This is a genomic window from Photorhabdus asymbiotica, from assembly GCF_003634575.1.
GTDB classification, from domain to species: Bacteria; Pseudomonadota; Gammaproteobacteria; order Enterobacterales; family Enterobacteriaceae; genus Photorhabdus; species Photorhabdus asymbiotica.
The window spans coordinates 750,053-773,898 of sequence record NZ_RBLJ01000001.1 but is presented as its reverse complement, the minus strand read 5'-3'; the positions used below and the strand labels follow the sequence as shown (position 1 = coordinate 773,898).

Genomic DNA, 23,846 nt, shown 5'->3' with positions numbered 1-23,846 from the left:
AAATCGGTTTTTTTTATTTTAAAATAATTCTATCAATTGAGTAAGGATATCATCTATATGTTTGTTATTTTAATATTTTTAGAGGTAATGTTTATTACATCGAACTTGAACGAAACTGAGAGGTTTTAATTGATTTTATATTTATCAGTGAAAATAAAAAAGGCCAGCGAAGGCTGGCCAATTTTAAAGATTTATTTATTTTCCTTGAAGTCCTCAAAGGAGATTGGTCCTGCGTTACCAGCTTGATCTAAGCCGTATACACAAAAGCGCACTGGGGCATCTTTCTTCATAAGAGAAATCGGTATTCTTCTATAAATAGAGTAACCAGTGTGATCATCGCATTTTGTAGATTTCACCGGCCCTGATTTTATACGTAAGTCAACGATTTCCCACGGATTAAAACTAGGGTCAACAACCCACCGATCATCTGCTTCAAAAATTAATCTTATCGCTGGTTTTATTGATGGAGGAGTATTGTCAATTTCACGTAATTTTATTGATGCGTTAGACATATCCTGCCAGCTTTTATTTGCAGAATGTTGTCCAATAACACATATGGCGTGAATCCCTTCTTTGGCAGGAACGGTGAGTTTATCCAGCGGTTGTGTCGTGACTGAAATAGGTTTGCTGTATCCTTTAGGATCTGAACAATCAATACTACTCGCCAGTCCTTCCTTATAGCGGATCTTATCAAATCCCTGTTCCTCAAGACGTAAATTCCATGTGGCAGGTTTGTTGTTAACTGTGCTTTTAGTAATCTGTGGGCCGCTAACGTTAATAGTGATCCCTTTTCCATCATCAAGTTTACTTAAATCCAGTTTTCCATCAGGGGTAAATGCGCGTGCAATTTTGTCAACAGGAATATAGTAACTGGCACCTGCACGTGAGAAACCAACATTATTAACTATTTCGCAAGGTCGACCAAGACCGCAACCCGTGTAATTTTGCTCGACGGTGGTATTTAATACACCAATTATCGCAGATTGATCTTTCAATATGACCGGTGAACCAGAAGTTCCTCCCGCGACACCGGCGCAATTAACAGGAACCGCCGGAGTCCAAGTCCATACATGTTCATATAAAAGTGGAGTTTTTCCAAGAATTTGGCAAGCCGAATAGCGTAAATAACGTTTATCACCCTCTACGCCATTGACCGGAATATGAGCAAGTTCAATTGGCTGATTTATTGATGGTTCGTGATTTTTATGTAAAGTGACTGGATGTATTCCGCGCTTTGCTAACTCACCATAAGTTGCTTTGAGTCTGAAGATCGCAAGGTCACCACCTTTCATTGTTGCGTATAAAACCCTGTCGATTTTAACGGGTTGGTGTTCATTAATTAAGTCAATAAAGTAATTTGGTGTATATGTCCAACCCGCGCCCGCAGGCTGATCAATAGTCACGTCGTTGCTCCCTAAGGAATCGTCAAGACAATGACCTGCAGAAAGAATAAGCGCTTGTTGATTTGGGTTAGGGTTTTCTGAACCGGCAATGAGTGTAGCGGTGCAATGGGAATTAATTTTTAATTTTCCAACATGTTTGAATCGATCAGCTTCCGGATCGGTAGATTTTAATAGCGGAGCTTCGTTGCTGGTGTTGTATTGCAAATCAGCGGTATGTTCATTTTTGCTTTCGGAGAGTGTTTGTGCGAAACAATTTGTTGACACAATCCCTGTAATAAGTGTAGCTAAAAAAATTTTTTTCATATTTTTACCTCATGTTATTTACATTTTTAATATTTCCATGTAACGGAGGCAGATGTTCAATGAAATGTATCGCTAAGATTTTTTAAAACTTTAATAAATCCATTTAATGTTTATTAATTTATGAATTAATAGACAGTTTTTTAGCGCATAAAATCATTCTATTGGATATCTGTTCTCCTTACCTAATAATAAATAACATAAAAATCAGATGAACCGTTTTATATACTGCAATAGAGCTGTAACGATCAATATATACCTGTTATCTTTCAAGTTGCCTCTTTGTTGGCTGCACTCACTCACCCCAGTCACATAGTTATCTATGCTCCTGGGGATTCATTCACTTGTCGCCGCGCTGCAACTCGAAATCTATTGGGTATATGCTCCCGGGGATTCGCTCCATTGCCGTCGCGATGCATCTTGAAATCTATTGGGTATAATTGTTTTTCTGATATTACAAATAATGGGTTGATTAAATAGAATTTAAACTCCGGAAGTATGTACGTTTATTAATCGTTACTTGATTTTCCATCCGGAGCATTTATTGAGGAATAATAAAAGTGTTAATGGAATAGTTCTAGTTCTGTTATGCTGAGTTTTAGTTCAGCTTGCAGGGTTTTCAAATAGTCAGTCGCAATGGCGGCTAAAATCGAATAAAAATCATTTTCCAGTTTGGTGGTTTGAACGAGTTCCAGGTAACGGTATGCCCACGGTAGTAGGTGCTGTTCCAGTAATATGCGCGCTGCGGGTTTATGTCCTTGCTCCAAAATATAAACCAGAGCCAGTAACATTAGACCGAATTGATCTTCTGGTTCCCGCTGTTTGCTAGACAAAACTATATTTTGTTGCACCAGAAATTCCCGGTAAGCTAGGGTGCTTTCACCTAATAACAGATTTTCTCTGTCCAGATAGATTGATCCCCAAGGTGGTGCGGGCATAGCTCCTTGTCCTTCGAACAAAATGGAGTAGTCATATTGCAGGAATTCAGTTGGCAAGACAGTGATTTTCCTCGTCAGGCTTTTTATTTTATTACTATTTGGCCATGGAAATAATTTATCGATATCTGCAAATAATGGAATCAGTGGGCTGACTTGTTCTGACTGGGGTGAGTAATAAAAACAGGCACCAAGCATCCGCGGAATAGTGGTATCTAATAACATCGGTAGTTCTCATTGTGATTGGGTTATACCTGTTATCTCTCAAGTTGCTGCTTTGTTGGCTGCACTCACTCACCCCGGTCACATAGCTATCTATGCTCCCGGGGATTCGCTCCTTTGCCGTCGCGATGCATCTTGAAATCTATTGGGTATATACAGTGATATAAAAGGCAATTTTACGATAAACAGCATCATAAACTTATACGATATGGATAGATAGTTGATTATGATCAACGATTAATCTGTTGCTGTGTTGTTACCATCTTTGTTAGTAAATTGGCGATGATTTTTACTATAAAATACATAAATTTAACGCCGAAAATAATAATGCTCATCATTTTTTTAATGTGAAAAATAGGTATTTAATTTGCATTTTAATTCAACGAATTTAATAAGGTTATTATAGTGAAAATAAATATATCATTAGCAATCTAATAATTTAAAAACCAAATAGATCCAATAGATTTCGAGTTGCAGCGCGGCGGCAAGTGAATGCATCCCCAGGAGCATAGATAACTATGTGACTGGGGTGAGTGAAAGCAGCCAACAAAGCAGCAACTTGAAAGATGAAGGGTATAGACCACGTTAAAAATAAATCGCCATCAGGTTAATGCTGTACCTCAACGGTACAGTTGGGAAGGAGGTGAGAATCCTCCGCAGCCCCCGCTGCTGTGATGCTGACGACTCTGCTGATGCCACTGGTCGGAATGACTGGGAAGGAAGTGGAGAAGAATGATGCTAAGCCAGAAGACCGACCTGACAGGTATGAGACATTAACTCCTTCGGTGGGAAGCGGGTTGTCATTCGAGTGGTGTGTGCAGTGTTGGCACGTCTTATTGGCGCTCATTTTCCGATCGATATGTCGGGAATTTTTTATGCAATGGTCAAGAAGGAAAGCATTTGTTATCGCGGGTACTGGCAGTGGTTGCGGCAAAACCACCGTTACCCTTGGCATTTTACGTGCATTGATGCTGCGAGGGTTATCTGTCCAGCCGTTTAAAGTAGGACCAGATTATCTGGATAGCGGCTGGCATAGCACTGTGTGCGGTGTAGCATCTCGCAATCTCGATGCATTCATGCTGCCAACAATGACTCTCAACGGCCTTTATAATCAGCATATGCGTCATGCTGATGTCGCAGTTATTGAAGGTGTGATGGGGTTGTATGATGGTTACGGTATTGATCCGGATTATTGCAGCAGCGCTGCGATGGCTAAGCAATTGGGATGCCCGGTGATTCTGCTGGTAGATGGCAAGGCAGTATCCACTTCTGTCGCTGCGACTGTTTTGGGGTTCTGTCGTTTCGATCCTGCTCTAACGATTGCGGGTGTCATTGTTAATCGCGTCAATTCTGAAAATCATTTCGAACTCATCCGTCATGCCATTGAACATTATTGTGGTATTCCGGTGTTGGGGCGCTTGCCTGTGATGCAAGATGTATCGTTACCATCCCGTCATCTTGGCCTTATTCCTGCTCAGGAGCAGGTTGCTGATGATGCTCGTTGGCAGCGGCTGGCCCAACAGGTTGAGAGGCATATCAATCTTGATCGTCTGCTCGTGCTTTGTGACTGTCCTACTTTGCCAAAAGGTGAGGCACCGCCATTACCTGATCCTGCGTTGGCTGATGGTCTGACGTTAGCATTAGCAGATGATGAAGCTTTTAACTTTTATTACCCAGATAATTTGGAAATGCTGGAACAGTCGGGGGTACAGATTCACCGTTTTAGTCCACTGCATGATCGCCATTTGCCCGAATGTCAGATGATTTATCTTGGTGGGGGCTACCCTGAAATATATGCCGCTAAATTGGCCGCCAATAGTGCCATGCGGGCAGCTTTACAGGATGCTCATCACCGGCAGGTTCCGCTTTATGCTGAATGTGGTGGTTTGATGTACCTTGGCGAGTCATTGACCGACGGAGAGGGGAAACGTCACCAAATGACGGGCATTTTGCCGGGAAACAGTCGGATGGGGACGCGACTCATGCGCTTTGGTTACTGTCAGGCTCAAGCCCGTTATGACACTTTACTGGCTAAAAAAGGCGAGATCTTGCGAGGGCATGAATTCCACTATTCAGATTTTATCAGTTCGGTACCTTCGGTTTTTGACTGTACTAAGTGGCGTGACGACATGGTGATACAGCAATGGGCCGGAGGTTATCAGGTACGGCAAACTCTGGCGAGTTATCTGCATATCCACTTTGCTCAGCATCCCGGTCTGCTTAATCGCTGGTTGACGTTCGCCCGGAGGTTGTTATGACACTTGCCGCCTGGTTTGCTGCTTTCCTGCTCGATAGTTGGTTAGGTGATCCACCGCATTGGCCTCATCCAGTGCGATGGATTGGCAAGCTGATTTCACTGGTACAACGGGCTATCCGGCACTGTTGTCACAGCGAACGTGCACTGAAAGTCGGCGGAGCGGGGTTGTGGATAGTGGTTGTTGGACTGACTTGGCTGGTGAGTTGGGGATGTTTGTGGCTGATGAACTACATTCACCCTTGGGTTGGTTGGCTGGCCGAAGTATGGATGATTTATACCCTGTTAGCGGGCCGTTGTCTGAGTGACGCGGCGCTGGCGGTACATGACGTATTACAACATGGCTCACTGGATGCAAGTCGCCAGCAATTATCGTGGATTGTTGGCCGGGATACTTCTCAATTGGATGTACCACAAATGACGCGTGCGGTGGTGGAGACTGTGGCGGAAAACAGCGTTGATGGTGTTATTGCCCCACTGTTTTTCCTGATGATTGGCGGTGTGCCGTTGGCAATGGCTTACAAAGCGGTGAACACCCTTGATTCTATGGTGGGATATAAAACGCCGGAATACCGCGCGATTGGGTATGTTTCCGCCCGTATGGATGACCTGGCAAACTGGTTGCCGGCACGGCTGAGTTGGCTGTTGCTGAGTGTAGCGGCTTGGTTTATTCGGGTTGATTTTCGTCAGGCGCTACGTATTGGTTGGCGCGATCGTTATCAGCATGCCAGTCCCAACTGTGCCTGGCCTGAAGCTACGGTAGCGGGAGCGTTGGGTATCCGCCTTGGTGGTCCGAATTATTACTTTGGTGAACGGGTAGATAAACCTTGGATTGGTGATGAACGCCGTAAAATCGAGCTGACGGATATCCCGCTCAGCATCCACTTGATGATGGTAGCTTCGCAACTGGCCTTACTGTTGTTTGCGTTGTTGCGCTTACTGTTGGTCGGCATGGCTTAGAAAAGGGCAATGATATGAATTACCTCCAGAAACCTCAGCAAATTGAACAGAATAGCTTCGCAATCATTGGCGACATTATTGCCCATGAACATCCTGATTATCGTTTTGTTGATGAGATGCAGGAAGCGGTAATTAAACGGGTGATCCACACTACCGCAGATTTTGATTGGCTGGATATTTTGTGGTTCTCGCCAGATGTGCTGACCCACATTACTGAGGCATTGCGTCGAGGATGCATCTTGTATACCGATACCACGATGGCTCAGTCTGGCATTAACAAAACGCTGTTACATCAGATGGGTTGTGAGAGTCGTTGTTATATCAGTGATCCGCGCGTAGTAGCGATGGCGAAAGCGCAAGGTATCACCCGCTCTATGGCGGCGGTGGATGTCGCACTGGATGAGGAAGGCGACAAAATATTCGTGTTCGGTAATGCGCCAACAGCCTTGTTCCGCTTGCTAGAGAGACAGGCTTCACCCTTAGCGGTGATTGGGGTACCGGTTGGGTTTGTGGGTGCCGCGGAGTCGAAAGCCGCGTTGATGCAAAGTGACTTGCCCTGTATCGCAGCCGCAGGCCGTAAAGGGGGGAGCAACGTCGCAGCGGCAATTATCAATGCCATTTTGTACCGATTACGGGAGGCTCCATGAGCGACACCATGCAACTGGATAGCATCTGGCATAACGGTAAACAGTATCGCAAAGGTTATACCACCGGTTCCTGTGCTACTGCCGCCGCTAAGGTTGCCGCATTGATGGTACTGCGCCAGCAAGTTATTGACCATGTTTCTATTGTGACACCTTCTGGTGTGACACTGCGTCTTAATGTCGAGCAACCCTTGATTGAAGGGCAGCAGGCTACTGCGGCTATTCGTAAAGATGGCGGTGATGATGTGGATGCGACCCATGGCATGTTGATTTTTGCCCGTGTCACCCTGTGCGACCACGGAGAGATCCATCTGCGTGGAGGCGAAGGTGTTGGCACTGTGACTCGCAAAGGTGTTGGGTTGCCAATAGGGAGTGCTGCCATTAACCGTACACCACGCCAGACCATTGAGGCAGCGGTTCGGGAGGCTATTGGTCCTACACGGGGCGCGGAAGTGGAAATCTTCGCACCGGAAGGTGAAGAGCGGGCAAAGAAAACTTACAACGGGCGATTGGGGATACTGGGTGGCATTTCCATCATTGGTACTACCGGTATTGTCACCCCTATGTCGGAGGAGAGCTGGAAGCGTTCATTAGCGCTAGAGCTGGAAATGAAACGAGCAGCAGGAGCCGAAAAAGTCATTCTGGTTCCTGGTAATCACGGTGAGCGTTTTGTGCGTGAACAACTGGGGCTTGATGGTCAGTTAGTTGTCACCATGAGTAACTTCGTTGGTTACATGTTGCAGGAAGCGGTGCGGCTTGGATTCCGCCATATCATGTTAGTAGGACATCCCGGCAAGCTGGTGAAAGTGGCCGCAGGCATTTTTCATACCCACAGTCATATTGCTGATGGTCGCATGGAAACTTTAATTGCATATCTGGCGCTGATGGGCGCACCGCAGGCACTGCTGTTGGAGGTTAATCGCTGCGATACCACAGAAGCTGCAATGGAACTGATCGCAGAACAGGGGTTGCAAGCGGTTTATGATCGCATTGCTGAACGTATTTGCGAACGGATGAGTGAGATGTTGCGTTTTGCCGTTAATCCACCGCGTTGTGATGCCATTATGTTCTCCTTTGATAATCAGATATTAGGTACTAGCCGCCCATTAAATGACATTTTGGAGGAGATGAAATGATCATCGTAGTCGGTATTGGTCCCGGTGATACTGCGTATCTGATACCGCAGGCACAGCGTTATATCACTGAGGCGGAGGTATTGGTGGGTGGCAGGCGCCATCTGGAGATATTTAGCGGCATAACCCATGAAACCCGCATATTGGATGCAGATCTTGCCAGCTTGATTGTCTGGCTACAGAACAACAGCACTCGTCATATTGTGGTATTAGCGTCTGGTGATCCGTTGTTGTATGGCATCGGCAAACTATTGTCTGAATATTTTACCGCAGATGATCTGCGCATTATTCCGGGTATCAGTTCAATTCAGTATCTATGTGCCAAAGCCGCGTTGGATATGAACGATATCTATCTGACCAGCAGTCACGGGCGTACCCCAGATTTTGATTGGCTTTTGCAACACGACAAAGTAGGGATGGTAACTGATGGGCGCGTAGGCCCGTGGGCAATTGCGCAGGCCATTATTCAGCGTGGCCTGAGCCGTACATTGATTATTGGTGAGAACCTCTCTTTGTCCAATGAGCGTATTCACCGCCTGCAACCTGAAGCGGTGGCGACTGACTATGACATGAACGTGGTGGTGATCCTAAATGAGAGATGATGAATTTTTACGCGGCCAAAAAGTGCCGATGACTAAAGAGCCAGTACGTGCATTAGCACTAGAGCGGCTGGAGTTGATTAATGCCAAACAGTTGATTGATGTGGGGACAGGTACAGGCAGTGTGGCGCTGGAGGCGGCGTTGCGATTCCCGGCACTGACCATCACCGCTATTGAACGTAACCCGGTGGCACTGGCTTTGATTGGCGAGAATCGTCAACGGCTGGGTTGTCATAATGTGGAAATCATTGCTGGAGAAGCGCCGTTAGCATTGGAGGTTATGGCAGATGCGGTATTTATTGGTGGCAGTGGTGGACAATTGACAGCACTGATCGACTGGGCGCTGGAGCACATGTACCCCGGTGGCCGTCTGGTACTGACTTTTATTTTGCTGAATAACTTGAATGATGCCTTGGCACATTTGCGGACATGTCAAATCAGTAACTTGGAATGTATACAGTTACAAGCATCTACTCTGGCATCACTTGGCAATGGTCACTATTTCAAACCGAATAATCCGACTTATCTGATTTCCTGTTACAAGGAGAAGAATGATGTCTGAGTATTTTGATCCCCGGAAAGTGTGGTTTGTAGGAGCTGGGCCGGGTGACAAGGAGTTGATCACTCTGAAAGGCTACCGTTTGTTACAACAGGCGCAGGTGGTGATTTATGCCGGCTCGCTGATTAATACCGAATTGCTGGATTATTGTCCGTCAGAGGCTGAATGCCATGACAGCGCCGGTCTGACGCTGGAACAGATTATTACGTTGATGGTTGATGGCGTCCATGCGGGTAAATTGGTGGTTCGACTGCAAACTGGCGATCTCTCGTTGTATGGCTCTATTCGCGAGCAAGGAGAAGCTTTAACCGATGCTGGTATTGGTTTTGTCTCGGTGCCGGGTGTCAGTGCTTTTCTGGGCGCGGCAGCGCAGTTAGGGGTGGAATACACGGTACCCGAGGTGTCGCAAAGCCTGATCATTACCCGGATTGAGGGGCGTACGCCGGTGCCACCGCTTGAACAACTGGAATCCTTTGCAGCTCATCAAACTTCAATGGCTATCTATCTTTCTGTACAGAAGATGAAGCACGTGGCTGCGCGTCTTCAGGCCGGTGGTTACCCGGTCACAACGCCGGTTGCGGTGATATACAAAGCGACTTGGGCTGAAAGTCTTACTGTACGCGGTACATTGGCGGATATTGCTGAGAAAGTGCAGGCAGCGGGTATCCGTAAAACGGCTTTAATTCTGGTTGGGGCTTTCCTGGGAGAGGAATATCACAATTCCAGACTCTACGATGCGGGGTTTAGCCATGAATATCGCCGGGCATGAGTCGATAGCGGTGTTCTGTTTGACGCCGGGCGGGGTCAAACTGGTACGTCGGTTGAAAACGCATCTTCCTCTAACCTGTTTTACCAGTGAAAAGCTGCTGGAGCCGGGGTTTATTCCATTTAATGGTAGCTTCGGTGACACTTTGCGCGAGGCATTTAAAAGCTATTCGGCGCTGGTCGTCGTTGCGGCGCTTGGGATCACGGTACGTATGATTGCGCCACTGATAAACGACAAAATGGATGATCCCGCCGTGGTGGTAATTGATGAGCGCGGTCAGCATGTCATTAGCCTGCTATCCGGTCATGTGGGTGGGGCAAATGCATTGACTTACTCTCTGGCGGAACTTCTGGGGGCTGATCCAGTGATTACGACTGCCACTGATGTTAACGGGATGGCGGCGCTGGATACCCTTGCGACTCAGTTAGATGCCGATATACAGGATTTTCGCCACGTGGTGAAAGTAATAAATCAAATGTTGGTCAGTGGTCAAAAAGTCGGGTTGTGGTGGGATGAACCACTACTTAGCGAATGCGAGCACTGTGATACCCGAGGTTTTGTCCCGGTAACCTGTTTGGATATGTTGCCGGAATTGGATGTATTGGTGTGTGTCACATTGCGAGATTCGTTGCCGGCGCTGTCGTTGCCGGTTTATAAACTGGTGCCGAAACGTGTTGTGGCTGGAATCGGTTGTCGCCGGGATACACCATTGCAAACACTGGTTGAGCTATTGCGGAAGCAGATGGCGGAAAATCATTTTGATCTGATGGCCCTGCGCGCCATTGGTAGTGTTGTCATTAAAAAGGATGAACCAGCGCTGAATCAGCTTGCACAGCGTTGGCGTGTACCGTTTGAGTTGTTCAGTGTTAATGAGCTAAGTCGCCATGAACAGCGTTTTCCCGCTTCCGATTTTGTACGCCAGACGGTGGGAGTTGGCAGTGTTTCACAACCTGTCGCCTGGTTAATGAGCGAAGGAAAACTGGTTGGTCGGACCCTGCGTGAGCAGGGCGTCACTATCACTTTGGGGGTATCACAATCATGTTAACCGTAATCGGTATTGGACCGGGCAATGAATCCATGATGACACAGGAAGCCATTGCCGCGATTCGCGAAGCTGAAATTATTGTCGGCTATAAAACCTACACCCATTTGGTCAAACATCTGACGATGGATAAAGAAGTGATTAAAACCGGCATGTGTAAGGAGATTGAACGCTGCCAGACAGCGATTGATCTGGCTTTGTCCGGTCGCAAGGTGGCCTTAATCAGTAGCGGGGATGCGGGGATCTACGGTATGGCCGGCTTAGTGCTGGAGTTGGTTTGCCAGCAACAATGTGATCTTGAAGTTAAGTTAGTGGCAGGGATCACCGCCAGTATTGCCGCGGCGTCATTGTTAGGCGCACCGTTGATGCATGATTTTTGTCATATCAGTTTAAGCGACCTGCTAACGCCATGGCCGATGATTGAAAAACGCATTATTGCTGCCGCACAAGCCGATTTTGTTATTTGTTTCTATAACCCACGCAGCCGTGGCCGTGAAGGACATCTTGCCAAAGCATTTGAACTTATGCGTCCGTGGAAAGCGGCACAGACGCCAGTGGGAGTGGTGAAGGCTGCCGCACGTAAAAAACAGGATAAATGGATCACCACATTTGGCGAGATGGATTTTTCACCGGTGGATATGACCAGTCTGGTCATCGTTGGCAATCAAACGACTTATTGCCGTGATGGACTGATGATCACACCACGAGGATATGAATTATGAATTCTCCGGCAATCCATGTTTTCGGGGGAACCAGTGACGCTCGGGCGCTTTGTCAGGCATTAGACGCGGCAGGAGCACGTTACCGTCTTTCTGTTGCTACTGATGCAGGCAGACAACTGGCGGGAGATATTCGCGGCGATGTGGTGGTAGGGCGAATGGATACCGAGGCGATGGTGCATTATTTTGACCAGCATAAAGTACGTTGGGTGATTGATGCCTCTCATCCTTATGCGGATGTGCTGAGCCAAAACGTGATCACCGCTTGTCGCCGTTTGTCATTGCGGCTCACCCGATATCAGCGTCCCAGTGAAATTGATTTACTGAATCACCCGTTGTTGTACAAAGTTGATAGTGTGGAGGCGGCTTGCGACGTTGCCCGGACACTGGGGCAACGAATCTTGCTAACCACCGGTAGCAAGCAACTGGCGCTATATCAGCGTTTACTACCGGGAAAAACCTTGTTGGTACGGGTATTACCGACGGCGGAGGTACTGGTTCAGTGTGAGGCTTTGGGGCTAGGTGTTGATCATATTATTGCTCTGCGCGGCCCGTTTACCGCTGAATTCAATCATGCACTGTATGAACTTTGCCATCCTGATGTGGTGATCACTAAAGAATCTGGTGCAGAAGGGGGATATCAGCAGAAAGTGGCGCCTTGTCTGGCACTTAATATCCCTTGCATTGTGGTATGCCGTCCTGCTTCGTCTTTACAGCATGATGAAGGAGTGCGGGTTAGCTCATTGGATGAGTTTGTCCAGCACTTGATTCACTGGCAACAACAACGAGGGCAATAAAATGAAAAAGGCACTGCTAATTATCAGTTTTGGAACTAGCTATCAGCAAACCCGACAAAAGAATATTGAGGCTTGCGAACAACAACTGGCGGCTGCTTACGATGATCGTGATCTGTATCGCGCGTTCACCTCTGAAATGATCATTCGTAAATTGCAAAGGCGTGATGGCTTACAGGTGGATAACCCACGTCAGGCGTTGGAGCGTTTAGTCAGTGAGGGTTATCAGGATGTCGCTATTCAGTCCCTGCATGTGATCAACGGCGACGAATACGAAAAGATCGTCAGTGAAGTGCGTACCTTTAGTGATCGTTTCCAACGTCTGGTTGTTGGTACGCCGTTGCTTAACAGTTTTGCCGATTATCAACAACTGCTTATTGCTCTGAAAAGTCAAATGCCGCCGTTAGCTGAGGATGAGCGTGTGGTGTTTATGGGGCATGGTGCTACTCATCATGCCTTTTCTGCCTATGCATGCCTTGATCACCTGATGAGTTCACATAATTTCCCGGCGTTGGTTGGCGCGGTGGAAAGTTACCCGGAAATCGACCAGATCATCATTCGCTTGCGTCGGCAGGCGGTGCGTAAAGTGCATTTGATGCCATTAATGCTGGTGGCTGGCGATCATGCGATTAACGATATGGCATCAGACGAGCCGGATTCGTGGCGCTCTCAATTGGAGGCTGTTGGGATCAAAACCCAATCCTGGTTACAGGGATTAGGTGAAAATCCGTTGATTCGCCAGATGTTCGTTCAACACTTGGCGAATGCATTACAGGCAGATCAGCAGGAGGTGGTGTGATGAATGGCAAGCTTTATGCTATAGGTGTTGGCCCCGGTGCCAGTGATTTGATTACTGTACGGGCTGCCCGGATACTTCCCCGCCTTGATGTACTTTATGCCCCTGCCGGGCGTAAAGGGGGGGATAGTTTGGCACTCTCCATTGTGCGCGAATACTTGTTACCCCACACGGAAATTCGCACATGTCATTTCCCGATGAACAGTAATGACGAAGAAAAACAGTCGGTATGGGATGCAGTCGCTCGACAGCTGAAAGATGAAGTAACAAAAGGGCAGCAAGTGGGATTTATTACGCTTGGTGATGCCATGTTATTCAGCACCTGGGTCTTTTTGCTGGCGCGGATTGGTCAACAGGAGTGGTTGGAAATTATTCCTGGTATCACCTCTTTTGCTGGGATTGCCGCACGTACCGTATTACCACTGGCGATGGAACAGCAATCAATGGTGATTATGTCTTGTACCGCGCCGGAAGCTGAGCTGGAGCAGGCACTGCAAACCCATGATTGCGTCGTGCTGATGAAAGTTTATAACCGTTTTACCGCCGTGAGTGCATTGCTGGCACGCCTGAATTTATTTGAACATGCCTTATTAATGGCGGATGCTACATTGCCAACTGAGCAATGCTGGCGCCGCTTGGATCAAGTGAACGCCGATCAGAAATTACCTTATTTCTCCACCATCTTAGTGAATAAACAGTGGCGTACTGGGGAGTAAATATAAAGAGGTGGCATTATGGGATTATCTTTAATGTTGCAGGGTACGGCATCCGATGTAGGGAAAAGCGTATTAGTTGCGGGATTATGCCGTATCTTTGTTCAGGATGGTTATCGCTGCGCACCGTTTAAATCACAGAATATGGCGCTGAATTCTGGTATCACTATTAACGGTGAAGAGATGGGTAGGGCACAAATTTTTCAGGCGGAGGCGGCGGGTATCGAGCCTGATGTACGGATGAACCCGGTATTGCTTAAACCCACCAGCGACCGCAAGGCTCAAGTTGTGCTAATGGGAAAAGTCGCCTGTAGCATGAATGCGGTGGAATATCACCAATACAAGCCTCGTTTGCAGCAGCAAATCAGTGAAGTTTTTTATAGTTTGGCCCGTGAATATGACGTGATTGTGCTGGAAGGGGCTGGTAGTCCGGCGGAGATCAATTTGCGTGATCGAGACATTGTCAACATGGGAATGGCGGAAATGGTTGATGCGCCGGTGCTGTTGGTCGCGGATATCGATCGAGGGGGCGTCTTCGCTGCCATCTACGGCACGCTGGCGTTGTTGCGCCCGGAAGAAAAAGCGCGGGTAAAAGGGGTCATCATCAACAAATTCCGAGGTGATATCAGCCTGCTCCAGCCGGGTATTGAACAGATTGAAACCTTAACTGGAGTGCCTGTTCTGGGGGTGATGCCTTGGCTGGATATTGATCTGGAAGATGAGGACGGCGTAGCGTTGCAAACCGGTAAATATGATGGTGCAGCAGAAAAAGCGTTGGATATCGCGGTGATTCGTTTACCTCATATTGCTAATTTTACTGACTTTAATGCGCTGGCAGTGCAACCTGATGTTCGTTTGCGTTATGTGACTCATCCAGCTGCGTTACAGCCATCGGATCTGATTATCTTGCCCGGTAGCAAAAACACGTTGGGAGATTTGCAATGGTTGCGGCGAAACGGATTAGCGGATGCTCTGTTGACGGCACATCAGGCTGGTATTCCTGTGATCGGTATCTGCGGTGGTTATCAAATGTTGGGACAACGGATTATCGATGGAGTGGAATCGGGTATTGAACAGATGGAGGGTCTTGGATTACTGGATATGGAAACCCGATTTGCCCATGAAAAAGTGACAACCAGAGTAAATGGTAGTTGTTTATCTGGATTGCCGGGTTTGTTGTCAGATTGCATTGAGCAGCCTATCCGGGGTTATGAGATTCATATGGGCAGTTCGTCACTGGGGGAAAATGCGACACCGTTTGCCTGTATTACTGAGCGTAACAGCCAAGCCGGTAGTTGGTTTGATGGTGCGGTTAATCGAGAGGGGAATGTGATGGGCAGTTATATTCATGGTTTGTTTGACAGCGCTAATTTTACCCGTGCTCTGCTTAATGCTTTACGTCAGCGCAAAGGGTTAACGGCTTACCAAGGTGACACCTTGGATTACGCTCACTATAAACAAACTCAGTTTGATCGCTTGGCGGAAGCCATGCGCGAGCACTTGGATATAGAACGGATTTATCAGTGTATGAAAACCCATCAACAAGATTTGGCACCGTGATCCTGATTACTGGCGGCGCTCGCAGTGGTAAAAGTTTGCTGGCGGAGAAACTGGCGGCACAAGCGAATAAACAAGTGTTTTATATTGCGACTTCTGTGGTGACAGACAGTGAAATGGCTGAGCGAATACGTTTGCACCGCGAAAACCGGCCTTCCCATTGGCGCACATGGGAAGGCTATCACAATCTTGGCGCAGTCATTATGACGCAAACCCAGCCGGGGGAAGCGGTCATTCTTGAATGTATTACCACATTGATCACCAATTTATTATTTGATCTGGCAGGAGAAACCCCACCGGAACAAATGGACTTTGCGGTATTGGAGGTGGGAATTCAGCAGCAAATTAGTGATCTATTAGCGGCTTGTGCCTGCATGACTTCCCCGATATATCTGGTGACGAACGAATTGGGCATGGGCATTGTGCCGGAGAACCGTTTGGCCCGTCATTTCCGCGACATTGCTGGAAGAGTTAACCAGCGGTTGGCGGCGGCGGCCAGTGAGGTATTTCTGATGGTATCGGGGATTGAGGTTAAAATTAAATGAATCTGCGTCTTTTTCTCGCCACCTTACAATTTATGACTCGCATTCCGGTACCGTCGCGTTGGACGCAGGGATTGGAAATAGATCAATACGTGCGCGGTATTGCGGGTTTCCCATTTGTTGGGTTGATTGTCGGTCTGCTTGCTGCTGCTATTTTTACTCTGCTTGCACCTTGGTGTGGTATGCCATTGGCGGCATTAGGTTACGTATTAGCGTTGTCATCACTAACGGGGGCGCTTCATCTTGATGGTTTAGCAGATACCAGTGATGGTGTGTTTTCTGCTCGTCAGCGGGAAAGAATGCTGGAAATTATGCGTGACAGCCGTTTGGGAACCAACGGTGGATTGGCGTTGATCTTCCTTATTTTGGCGAAAGTGCTGGTGGTAAGCGAATTAGCACTACGTGATGCTCCGATGTTAATGGCCTTGGCGGCTGCATCAGTAGCAGGCAGGAGCGCGATTGTACTGTTAATGTATCGCCAACGTTGCGCCCGTGAAGGGATTGGGCTGGGAAACCTTTATATTGGTCGGGTTAATGGTCATCAGACCTTGTTGACGCTGTTAGGTGGCGTGGTGTTGATCGCCCTGTTGATGCGATGGTCTGGTGTGTTGGCGTTAGCGATCACGTTGTTGGTTATCGGATTGTTAGCGGTGTATCTGCATCGTCGTTTAGGTGGTCAGACTGGTGATACCCTTGGAGCGTCTGTAGAGGTTGGGGAGTTGGTGTTTTTACTGGCGTTACTGTGAGTAACTTCCTAACAGAATGCTCAACTCCCTATTTTAGCGCCAAGCATTAGCTGGCTGAGAGAATAACAGTAATAGGTGCGTAATGCTTACGGGCGGAAATCTGGCGACTTTCCCAGCGATCATGAGCTGCTTGGAGGTTAATCCAAAAATCCTCGTCTGTTTCAAATAAACCGGCTAATTGTGTGGCCTCTTCGACGGACAGGCGCCGGGAATTATTCACAATCTGACCGATAACTTTACGAGAAACACCCATCGCATTCGCCAGCTGCTGTTGAGTTATTTTCAAGGGTTTCAAAAACTCTTCAGTCAACATCTCGCCTACAGTGGTAGGTTCTGCTGTTCTGGTATCCATAAAGTTTCCTTAGTATTTATGTGGGTCAAGATAAAGATCATAAGCATGACCATCACGCCAGCGAAAAATGAGCTTCCATTGAATAGATACACGAATGCTAGACCATCCATCTAAGTTTCCTGAAAGGCGCTCATAGTTATTACTACGTGGAGAAAACAATGATTTCTCTGTAGTGGAGGCATAATGAAACCAAAAAGGAACAAGGTGCGTCTAAAAAACATATGATACGCTGGAATTATAAAACAGAAATACTTTATCTGTGCGAATGAGCAGTGACATAGCTCGCAGCGTTTTTATGATAAATTATGTTCACCTAATGAAAAAGGTGTTATCGCAATAGGATAGGGCATTCTGAGAAAACGTTATCTGATAGAAGCGGTGTTTGGTTGGTTAAAAAATATTTCTCAAATAAGTTTTTTCTCTTGAAGGAGTAATCGGAGTGATTATCACCTGCCAGCCAAAAAAGCTAATCTGAATCTACATGTTTCTGAATTAGCTATCCTTAAACACATATGAGGTTGAGTAACGACAATGCGACTATTTTTAGTTCGGCATGGTCAAACAGAAGCGAATTTGAGCGGTGTTTTCTGTGGTATGACGGATGTGGCGTTGACTGAAACGGGAATAAATCAGGCCCGGCAAGTTGCCTGCCATCTATCGGCAGTGACATTTTCGCAAGCGACAAGTAGCGCGCTATGGCGGGCGCGTCATACTGCGGAGATTATTCTGGCAGGTAGCTCGTTATCAGCCAGCATTGATGTGCGACTTAATGAAATGGATTTTGGTGAGTGGGAGATGCGCCATCACCGCGATTTACAGTATGAAGATGCTGAAGCCTGGGCTGACTGGTTAGCCGATTGGCAACAAGCATCCCCGACCGGCGGTGAAACCTTTTCGACATTTGCGGCACGAGTAGAAAACGTGGTGCAACAACTGCTGACACAAGAAAGTCAGGCTAATCTGCTATTAGTTGCCCATCAAGGGGTCTTGAGCCTGTTATTGGCAGGTTTACTAACTATGCCACCTTCTGCCATGTGGCACTTTCGTTTTGAACAGGGAACATACAGTGTCGTGGAAATCCAACATGGATTTACTATATTACGCACATTTAATAGCCGGGCTGACTGGCAGTCTGAGATACGGGAATAGCACTGTGCAAACATTTTCATCAATCCTAAATGCCATTATGCCGTTGGATAATGTTGCTATGGCGCGCACGGCTGCCCGATTGGATGGGCTGGTTAAACCAACGGGCAGTTTGGGACGTCTGGAACATCTGGCAATTCAACTTGCTGGCATGCGGGGATTATCGGGTCACCATATTGATCGTAAACAAATCATTGTTATGGTTGCGGATCATGGGGTGTATGACGAAGGCGTGACCATATCGCCTAAATCAGCAACGGCCATTCATGCTCAGAATATGATAAAAGGAATCACAGGTGTTTGTGTGTTGGCGGCGAATGCGGGCGCAGAGGTGAAAGTTGTGGATATGGGCATTGACAGCGAGCCTCTGCCGGGATTAGTCAACATGAAGTTGGGGCGAGGCAGTGGCAACATTGCTCAAGGACCGGCGATGAGCCGCCAGCAAGCTGAAGATCTGCTGTTGGCAAGCGCACACCTGACGCTGGAACAGGTTGCAAATGGCGTGAAGCTGTTTGGTGTGGGTGAATTGGGTATGGCGAATACCACGCCGGCGGCGGCGGTGGTCAGTATCTTGACTGACAGCGATCCTCAGCAAATAGTCGGCATTGGGGCTAACTTCCCCAGAGATCGTCTACATCACAAAGTCGCGGTTGTGCAACAGGCGATTGGAATCAATCGGCCTGATGCCAGAGATGGCATTGATGTATTAGCAAAGGTTGGTGGTTATGATTTGGTGGGGATGGCGGGTGTGATGCTTGGTGCGGCCTCTGCTGGACTGCCAGTGATTCTGGATGGTTTTCCCTCTTATGCGGCGGCGCTGGCTGCTTATCGTATTGCTCCTGATGTGTGTCATTACCTGATTCCTTCGCATTTATCGGCAGAGAAAGGCTCAATCATTGCGTTGCAACATCTGCAACTGGAACCTTATTTGCATTTGGGCATGCGTTTGGGGGAGGGGAGTGGCGCTGCGTTGGCTATGCATCTGGTGGATGCGGCTTGTGCTATGTATAACAATATGGGACTACTGGCTGAAAGTAATATTGTGTTGCCGTTTTAATTGTCGGGATAATTTGATAACCCGCATCCGTAAGGGAATGAGAGAAAAGCGTTATCACCTTGGGAAAGGATAACGCGGAGAAGATGGGATTTGGTTTGAGTTATTGCCTATTATGCAATGGCTGCAAAAGTCAGACCTGTCGCATGAATAACTTTCTTCATGGTTTTCAGTGTAGGATTGCCTTTAGGTGATAGTGCCCGGTATAAAGTTTCGCGTGAAAGCCCGGTTCGTTCGGAGACTAGTGACATACCACCACGTGCTTCAACAACATGGCGAAGTGCTAATAAAAAACCAGCTTCTCCGCCCTCTTCATCAAGTTCTTCAAAAGCAGTATGAAGGTATATTTCAGCGAACTTAGGATCTTTACGAATCATTTCAATGACTGCTTCATCGTGACTGCGTGATCTGCTCATGGTTTCCTCTGTTGATAATCTCTCCAAGACTCAATTGCTTTGTTTATGTCGGCTTGTTGTTTTCGTTTATCTCCACCCAGTAACAGTAGAACGATTGTCTTTCCTGCCAGAGCATAATGCTGAAAGTTTTATTTACACTGGTGTTGTAACATCTGAATATCAAAGAGGAATTACTTATTTCAATGATATTTTTTTGGTAAATAGCCATGTTTATATTATTAATAATTATTTTATTAACTTATATCCTTCATCCTTCAAGTTGCTGCTTTGTTGGCTGCGTTCACTCACCCCAGTCACATAGTTATCTATGCTCCCGGGGATTCGTTCACTTGCCGCCGCGCTGCAACTCGAAATCTATTGGGTATATATGGAAGATTTATTCATTCTTTTAATAAATTAAAATTTTAAAGAAGATCGTTAATCTTAAGTAATAATTTTAAGAATTCCAGTAAACATATCTCGTAATATTCGCTTGACAATGGATTCATTATACATAGTTGTCTTTGGTTAAGAAATATCTCAATATTGATTTAAGTGGAATATCTCAATGAATTAAATTCTATTTGTAACACAAAAGGATTAGCTAATATTTTCTTGTCATGAGATTTATCACGTTTTTTGAAATTAAAATCTCAACACTTATATTATATTTTTATCAGCATATTATATACTTATATTTTTGAACATTGACTGACTAACTGATGGTTCTTTATGGCGAATATAATCTATTTGGAAATTAAGGGTGATAAGCAAGGGCTGATATCACAAGGATGTTCAACGGTTGATTCTATTGGTAACACATGTCAGCTTGGTCATGAAGACAATATATTTGTTTATGAATTGACTTCCAATATAACCAGAGGTCAACATGTTAACCATCAACCGGTTGAGATAAGAAAGCCAATAGATAAGTCTTCTCCTCTTTTGGGATTAGCTATAACCAATAAAGAATCGCTACAATGTATTTTTTATTTTTACAGAACATCAAGTAAAGGTGGTTTAGAACTTTATTATAAGATAAAACTCACTGGCGCATATATATGTGGATTGAATGGTTTTTATCCAAATTCATCTACGCATAATGAGTGTCAGCCTCAGGAAAGTTTATCTTTAATGTATCAGTCAATCACGTGGGAACATGTTATGTCTGGCACAAGTGCATATAGCATATGGGAAGATAACGTTTATTGAGGTTTTTATGAAAGGGATATCTCATCTCTCTTATGATTTAAATAATTATGCTTCGTCGTTGAAGCGTAAAGCACATTTGGCTGCCACTTTTTTTATAGAAGATAGCCAATTAAGAATGTCATATTTAAAAGAAATTGATGATTTTGTTAATATAAAAACACGTGAATTTAAAAACACATTTGATGTAAATGAAAAAAAGAGATTGGTTTATGAAGTAAAAGATGAATATGAAATAACGGAAAAAGAATATCAGGCTTTAAGGCGTAAGGATTATACCAAATATATTGTAACCGATATATTCGAAGATCAGGGCGTGGTTAAATACGCAAAAATAGGCGGTGGGGTTGTTGCTGGTATTGTTCAGTCAGCTGCTGGTATTGCAATTTTTAATTCAAGTAAATTGCTAAAATCTAAAAAGGTTAAGTCTATGGGGGTTGTTTTGTTGGCACATGGGATTAATAATGCTTATGAATCTATTACTCCGATTCTTTATGAGAATCAAGATATAGGCTGGGTTAGGGAAGGATATAGGCATATCTCTCATGCTTTAGGTTATGGTGATGATGTAGCTGATGTTGCTTATAGTTCGGTTGATTTAATGGCAAGTTTATATGGAACGTATGGAATGCTCAAGCTTAAACCGGAAACGGGGAAATTGTTCAGATATATTAATTCGGATTTTACTAGAAAATGGCGGTTAACACCAAATCCTATTTTAACCATTCAAATATCTGGTAGTATATATAAAGTCAAACTTTTAGTAGAGGACATATATAAGCTTTATGATGATTGAAATCTGTTTTTTATTTTAAAACGAATATAGAGTGTTGTTAACTTTAATCCTGTGATAGGATTACAGCTAACGGAAAGGCTATAATAGATTGAGAATGAGATAAAAAAGAGTAAGTAAATAAATGACATTAATGAAATACTATATTCCTTTTCACTGAAAAGCATACCTGATATTATAAATAAACAAACTGAAGTTAAAAGTATTAATGGTGTGGCGACTTCTTCAGCTATAAATAACAGATAATGACAAAAACAATCTGTTTTGCTTTGGTATTTATGATAAATATCAGGATCATCTTTGTGTAGAATAATAAAGCTTCTCTTTATCTTAAGTAATTCTTTTAAGGTGAATCCGCTATTTAATATTAATTTTCTTAAGTCGGTTAGGTTCATTTATTTAGTCTCGATTTATTTGATTATATGGTTATTTTTATCATGTTTTATTGGTGAACTCAATGGTTAAATTTATTTTTTATTTTAAAACGAATATAGAATGTTGCTAATTTTAATCCTGTGATTAAATTACAACTAACTGAGAGGCTGTAATAAATAAAAGCAAAAATGGCAAAGAATAAGTAAATTGAAAGCATCAATGGAATTCCATATGCCATTTCACTGAAAAACATGCCTGTTATCATAAATAAATAAATTGCGGTTAAATATATCAATGGTATAGCGATTTCTTCACCTATAAGTAAAAGATATTGGCAAAAACAATCTGTTTTACTTTGGTATTTGTCATAAACATCAGGCTCATCTTTATATAGCATAATAAAGTTTCTCTTTATCTTAAGTAATTCTCTTAAGGTGAATCCGCTATTTAGTATTAATTTTCTTAAGTCAGTTAAGTTCATTTATTTAGGCTCAACTTTATTTGGTTTTATAATTGGTTATTTTAATCCTATTTTATTAATAAACTCAAGGGTTAAATTTATCTTTTATTTTGAAACGAATATAGAAAATTAACAATTTTGAGCTTGTGATTAAATTACAGCTAACGGAAAGGCTGTAATAAATAAAAGATGAGATTAAAATAAATAAGTAAATTGAAAGCATTAATGGAATTCCATATGCCATATTACTGAAGAACATACCTGAAATTATAAATAAAAAAATCGGCGTGAAAAATAATAATGGCATAGCGACTTCTTCAGCTATAAGTAACAGATAATGACAAAAACAATCTGTTTTACTTTGGTATTTGTCGTAAACATCAGGGTCATCTTTATATAGCATAATAAAGTTTCTCTTTCTCTTAAGCAATTCTTTCAAGGTGAATCCACTATTTAATATTAATTTTCTTAAGTCGGTTAGGTTCATTTATTTAGGCTCGATTTTACTTGGTTTTATAATTGGTTATTTTTATCAATGTATTATTGATGAATTTAAGAGTTGGGCTTGTTTTTATTTTAAAACGAATATAGAATGTTGCTAATTTTAATCCTGTGATTAAATTACAGCTAACGGAAAGGCTGTAATAAATAAAAGCAGAAATGGCAAAAAATAAATAAATAGATGACATTAATGGAATTCCATATGCCATATCACTGAAAAACATACCTGATATTATAAATAAACAAACTGAATTCAACAGTATTAACGGTGTGGCTAATTCTTCAGCTATAAGTAACAGATAATGACAAAAACAATCTGTTCTGCTTTGGTATTTATGATAAATATCAGGTTCATCTTTATATAGCATAATAAAGTTTCTCTTTATCTTAAGTAATTCTTTTAAGGTGAATCTGCTATTTAATATTAGTTTTCTTAAGTCAGTTAGGTTCATTTTTTTAAACTCGTTTTTCTAACTATATAAATTGTTTACCGTAATATGCTTATTCTTATAACTGTTTGAGTTGTTCTTTTATTTTTAGGCGAAGATAGAAAATGACTAATTTTATGCATGTGCAAAAATTATAACGATAGCGGTGATAAAAAGATTTATAGCATATGCATATTATTGTTAAAATTATATAAAGAATCGATACTAATGATAAATAGGATATTGAATTCTCGTCATAGAGGAAAATCTCCATTATTATGCAGCCTACATACATGAGAGAAAAAAATAACACTGGATCGCCGGCATCTTCAGCAAGCACTATAATGACGTTGTAAATATTATCGCTCTTTGTATAATACTTTATTACATATCTTCTTTCGTCATCGTCAAGATTTTTAAAGGTCCTTTGTAACATAAGAAGCTCTTTA

28 protein-coding genes, 1 pseudogene and 1 riboswitch are annotated in these 23,846 nt (G+C 44.2%); of the genes and pseudogenes, 19 read left to right on the top strand and 10 right to left on the bottom strand.

Features of this window, described 5'->3' with window-relative positions:
- Positions 1-191 precede the first annotated feature (191 nt).
- The 3 genes from BDD30_RS03425 to BDD30_RS23985 all read right to left on the bottom strand — a co-directional run bounded on the left by BDD30_RS03425 (position 192) and on the right by BDD30_RS23985 (position 2,945).
- Complete coding sequence (locus BDD30_RS03425) at positions 192-1,706, bottom strand: trypsin-like serine peptidase (RefSeq protein ID WP_015833740.1); 1,515 nt, start codon at positions 1,704-1,706, stop codon at positions 192-194.
- Between the two features lie 560 nt (positions 1,707-2,266).
- The gene (locus BDD30_RS03415) at positions 2,267-2,836 is read right to left on the bottom strand and encodes a molecular chaperone TorD family protein (RefSeq protein WP_249039920.1); all 570 of its coding nucleotides are present in this window, start codon (positions 2,834-2,836) and stop codon (positions 2,267-2,269) included.
- Positions 2,757-2,945 (bottom strand): hypothetical protein, encoded by a 189-nt coding sequence (locus BDD30_RS23985; protein ID WP_249039921.1) that lies wholly within the window; start codon positions 2,943-2,945, stop codon positions 2,757-2,759. The genes BDD30_RS03415 and BDD30_RS23985 overlap by 80 nt, the downstream gene beginning before the upstream one ends.
- A 502-nt stretch (positions 2,946-3,447) precedes the next feature.
- Positions 3,448-3,634, top strand: a riboswitch (cobalamin riboswitch).
- A gap of 101 nt (positions 3,635-3,735) precedes the next feature.
- Here BDD30_RS23985 and BDD30_RS03410 point away from each other — a divergent pair.
- The 15 genes from BDD30_RS03410 to cobS are packed head-to-tail and all read left to right on the top strand — an operon-like array spanning position 3,736 to position 16,684.
- A complete protein-coding gene (locus tag BDD30_RS03410; RefSeq protein ID WP_015833743.1) occupies positions 3,736-5,118 on the top strand; it encodes a cobyrinic acid a,c-diamide synthase CobB in 1,383 nt (460 codons plus the stop codon).
- Complete coding sequence (gene cbiB, locus BDD30_RS03405) at positions 5,115-6,074, top strand: adenosylcobinamide-phosphate synthase CbiB (RefSeq protein ID WP_015833744.1); 960 nt, start codon at positions 5,115-5,117, stop codon at positions 6,072-6,074. Before BDD30_RS03410 ends, cbiB begins: the two co-directional genes overlap by 4 nt.
- A 14-nt stretch (positions 6,075-6,088) precedes the next feature.
- On the top strand, positions 6,089-6,721 hold the full coding sequence (locus tag BDD30_RS03400; RefSeq protein ID WP_015833745.1) for a cobalt-precorrin-8 methylmutase: 633 nt from the start codon (positions 6,089-6,091) through the stop codon (positions 6,719-6,721).
- Positions 6,718-7,854 (top strand): cobalt-precorrin-5B (C(1))-methyltransferase CbiD, encoded by a 1,137-nt coding sequence (gene cbiD / locus BDD30_RS03395; protein WP_015833746.1) that lies wholly within the window; start codon positions 6,718-6,720, stop codon positions 7,852-7,854. The genes BDD30_RS03400 and cbiD overlap by 4 nt, the downstream gene beginning before the upstream one ends.
- The gene (locus BDD30_RS03390; protein WP_015833747.1) at positions 7,851-8,453 is read left to right on the top strand and encodes a cobalt-precorrin-7 (C(5))-methyltransferase; all 603 of its coding nucleotides are present in this window, start codon (positions 7,851-7,853) and stop codon (positions 8,451-8,453) included. Before cbiD ends, BDD30_RS03390 begins: the two co-directional genes overlap by 4 nt.
- Positions 8,443-9,012 (top strand): decarboxylating cobalt-precorrin-6B (C(15))-methyltransferase, encoded by a 570-nt coding sequence (locus BDD30_RS03385; protein WP_015833748.1) that lies wholly within the window; start codon positions 8,443-8,445, stop codon positions 9,010-9,012. Before BDD30_RS03390 ends, BDD30_RS03385 begins: the two co-directional genes overlap by 11 nt.
- Positions 9,005-9,778, top strand: coding sequence for a cobalt-precorrin-4 methyltransferase (locus tag BDD30_RS03380; RefSeq protein WP_041381750.1), 774 nt, complete (start codon positions 9,005-9,007; stop codon positions 9,776-9,778). Before BDD30_RS03385 ends, BDD30_RS03380 begins: the two co-directional genes overlap by 8 nt.
- A complete protein-coding gene (cbiG, locus tag BDD30_RS03375) occupies positions 9,759-10,820 on the top strand; it encodes a cobalt-precorrin 5A hydrolase (RefSeq protein ID WP_015833750.1) in 1,062 nt (353 codons plus the stop codon). Before BDD30_RS03380 ends, cbiG begins: the two co-directional genes overlap by 20 nt.
- Positions 10,814-11,539, top strand: a complete 726-nt coding sequence (locus BDD30_RS03370) for a precorrin-3B C(17)-methyltransferase (RefSeq protein ID WP_015833751.1) — start codon at positions 10,814-10,816, stop codon at positions 11,537-11,539. The genes cbiG and BDD30_RS03370 overlap by 7 nt, the downstream gene beginning before the upstream one ends.
- Complete coding sequence (locus tag BDD30_RS03365; protein ID WP_015833752.1) at positions 11,536-12,333, top strand: cobalt-precorrin-6A reductase; 798 nt, start codon at positions 11,536-11,538, stop codon at positions 12,331-12,333. The genes BDD30_RS03370 and BDD30_RS03365 overlap by 4 nt, the downstream gene beginning before the upstream one ends.
- Position 12,334: 1 nt before the next feature.
- Positions 12,335-13,129 carry a sirohydrochlorin cobaltochelatase gene (cbiK, locus tag BDD30_RS03360; RefSeq protein ID WP_015833753.1) on the top strand — a complete coding sequence of 265 codons (795 nt, stop codon included), beginning with the start codon at positions 12,335-12,337 and terminating at the stop codon, positions 13,127-13,129.
- Complete coding sequence (locus BDD30_RS03355) at positions 13,129-13,842, top strand: cobalt-factor II C(20)-methyltransferase (protein ID WP_015833754.1); 714 nt, start codon at positions 13,129-13,131, stop codon at positions 13,840-13,842. The genes cbiK and BDD30_RS03355 overlap by 1 nt, the downstream gene beginning before the upstream one ends.
- 18 nt (positions 13,843-13,860) lie before the next feature.
- The gene (locus BDD30_RS03350; protein ID WP_015833755.1) at positions 13,861-15,399 is read left to right on the top strand and encodes a cobyric acid synthase; all 1,539 of its coding nucleotides are present in this window, start codon (positions 13,861-13,863) and stop codon (positions 15,397-15,399) included.
- On the top strand, positions 15,396-15,941 hold the full coding sequence (cobU, locus tag BDD30_RS03345) for a bifunctional adenosylcobinamide kinase/adenosylcobinamide-phosphate guanylyltransferase (RefSeq protein WP_015833756.1): 546 nt from the start codon (positions 15,396-15,398) through the stop codon (positions 15,939-15,941). Before BDD30_RS03350 ends, cobU begins: the two co-directional genes overlap by 4 nt.
- The gene (gene cobS, locus BDD30_RS03340; protein ID WP_015833757.1) at positions 15,938-16,684 is read left to right on the top strand and encodes an adenosylcobinamide-GDP ribazoletransferase; all 747 of its coding nucleotides are present in this window, start codon (positions 15,938-15,940) and stop codon (positions 16,682-16,684) included. Before cobU ends, cobS begins: the two co-directional genes overlap by 4 nt.
- 46 nt (positions 16,685-16,730) lie before the next feature.
- Here cobS and BDD30_RS03335 read toward each other — a convergent pair whose 3' ends face one another.
- Entirely contained in the window at positions 16,731-17,036 is a 306-nt protein-coding gene (locus BDD30_RS03335) for a HigA family addiction module antitoxin (protein ID WP_015833758.1), read from the bottom strand.
- Positions 17,037-17,045: 9 nt separating this feature from the next.
- Positions 17,046-17,204, bottom strand: a pseudogene (locus BDD30_RS03330) (type II toxin-antitoxin system RelE/ParE family toxin); the annotation flags it as partial.
- 363 nt (positions 17,205-17,567) lie between these two features.
- Here BDD30_RS03330 and BDD30_RS03325 point away from each other — a divergent pair.
- The gene (locus BDD30_RS03325) at positions 17,568-18,185 is read left to right on the top strand and encodes an adenosylcobalamin/alpha-ribazole phosphatase (protein WP_015833759.1); all 618 of its coding nucleotides are present in this window, start codon (positions 17,568-17,570) and stop codon (positions 18,183-18,185) included.
- A 4-nt stretch (positions 18,186-18,189) separates the two neighbouring features.
- The gene (cobT, locus tag BDD30_RS03320; protein ID WP_015833760.1) at positions 18,190-19,239 is read left to right on the top strand and encodes a nicotinate-nucleotide--dimethylbenzimidazole phosphoribosyltransferase; all 1,050 of its coding nucleotides are present in this window, start codon (positions 18,190-18,192) and stop codon (positions 19,237-19,239) included.
- A gap of 110 nt (positions 19,240-19,349) precedes the next feature.
- Here the strand turns inward: cobT and BDD30_RS03315 are convergent, their stop codons facing one another.
- Positions 19,350-19,652, bottom strand: a complete 303-nt coding sequence (locus tag BDD30_RS03315; RefSeq protein WP_015833761.1) for an addiction module antidote protein — start codon at positions 19,650-19,652, stop codon at positions 19,350-19,352.
- A 711-nt stretch (positions 19,653-20,363) separates the two neighbouring features.
- On the opposite strand from BDD30_RS03315, the gene BDD30_RS03310 reads away from it, so the two are divergent.
- Positions 20,364-20,843, top strand: coding sequence for an Hcp family type VI secretion system effector (locus BDD30_RS03310; protein WP_015833763.1), 480 nt, complete (start codon positions 20,364-20,366; stop codon positions 20,841-20,843).
- 7 nt (positions 20,844-20,850) lie between these two features.
- Positions 20,851-21,636: a DUF4225 domain-containing protein gene (locus BDD30_RS03305; RefSeq protein ID WP_015833764.1), complete on the top strand. Its 786-nt coding sequence runs from the start codon at positions 20,851-20,853 to the stop codon at positions 21,634-21,636.
- On the opposite strand, the gene BDD30_RS24950 is transcribed toward BDD30_RS03305, so the two are convergent.
- From BDD30_RS24950 to BDD30_RS03285, 4 genes are all read right to left on the bottom strand, one after another.
- Entirely contained in the window at positions 21,624-22,028 is a 405-nt protein-coding gene (locus BDD30_RS24950) for a hypothetical protein (RefSeq protein WP_015833765.1), read from the bottom strand. The two genes, BDD30_RS03305 and BDD30_RS24950, sit on opposite strands and share 13 nt — an antisense overlap.
- A gap of 59 nt (positions 22,029-22,087) precedes the next feature.
- The gene (locus BDD30_RS03295; RefSeq protein ID WP_015833766.1) at positions 22,088-22,489 is read right to left on the bottom strand and encodes a hypothetical protein; all 402 of its coding nucleotides are present in this window, start codon (positions 22,487-22,489) and stop codon (positions 22,088-22,090) included.
- A gap of 64 nt (positions 22,490-22,553) precedes the next feature.
- A complete protein-coding gene (locus BDD30_RS03290; RefSeq protein ID WP_015833767.1) occupies positions 22,554-22,955 on the bottom strand; it encodes a hypothetical protein in 402 nt (133 codons plus the stop codon).
- Between the two features lie 16 nt (positions 22,956-22,971).
- On the bottom strand, positions 22,972-23,421 hold the full coding sequence (locus BDD30_RS03285; RefSeq protein WP_015833768.1) for a hypothetical protein: 450 nt from the start codon (positions 23,419-23,421) through the stop codon (positions 22,972-22,974).
- Between the last annotated feature and the right edge of the window lie 425 nt (positions 23,422-23,846).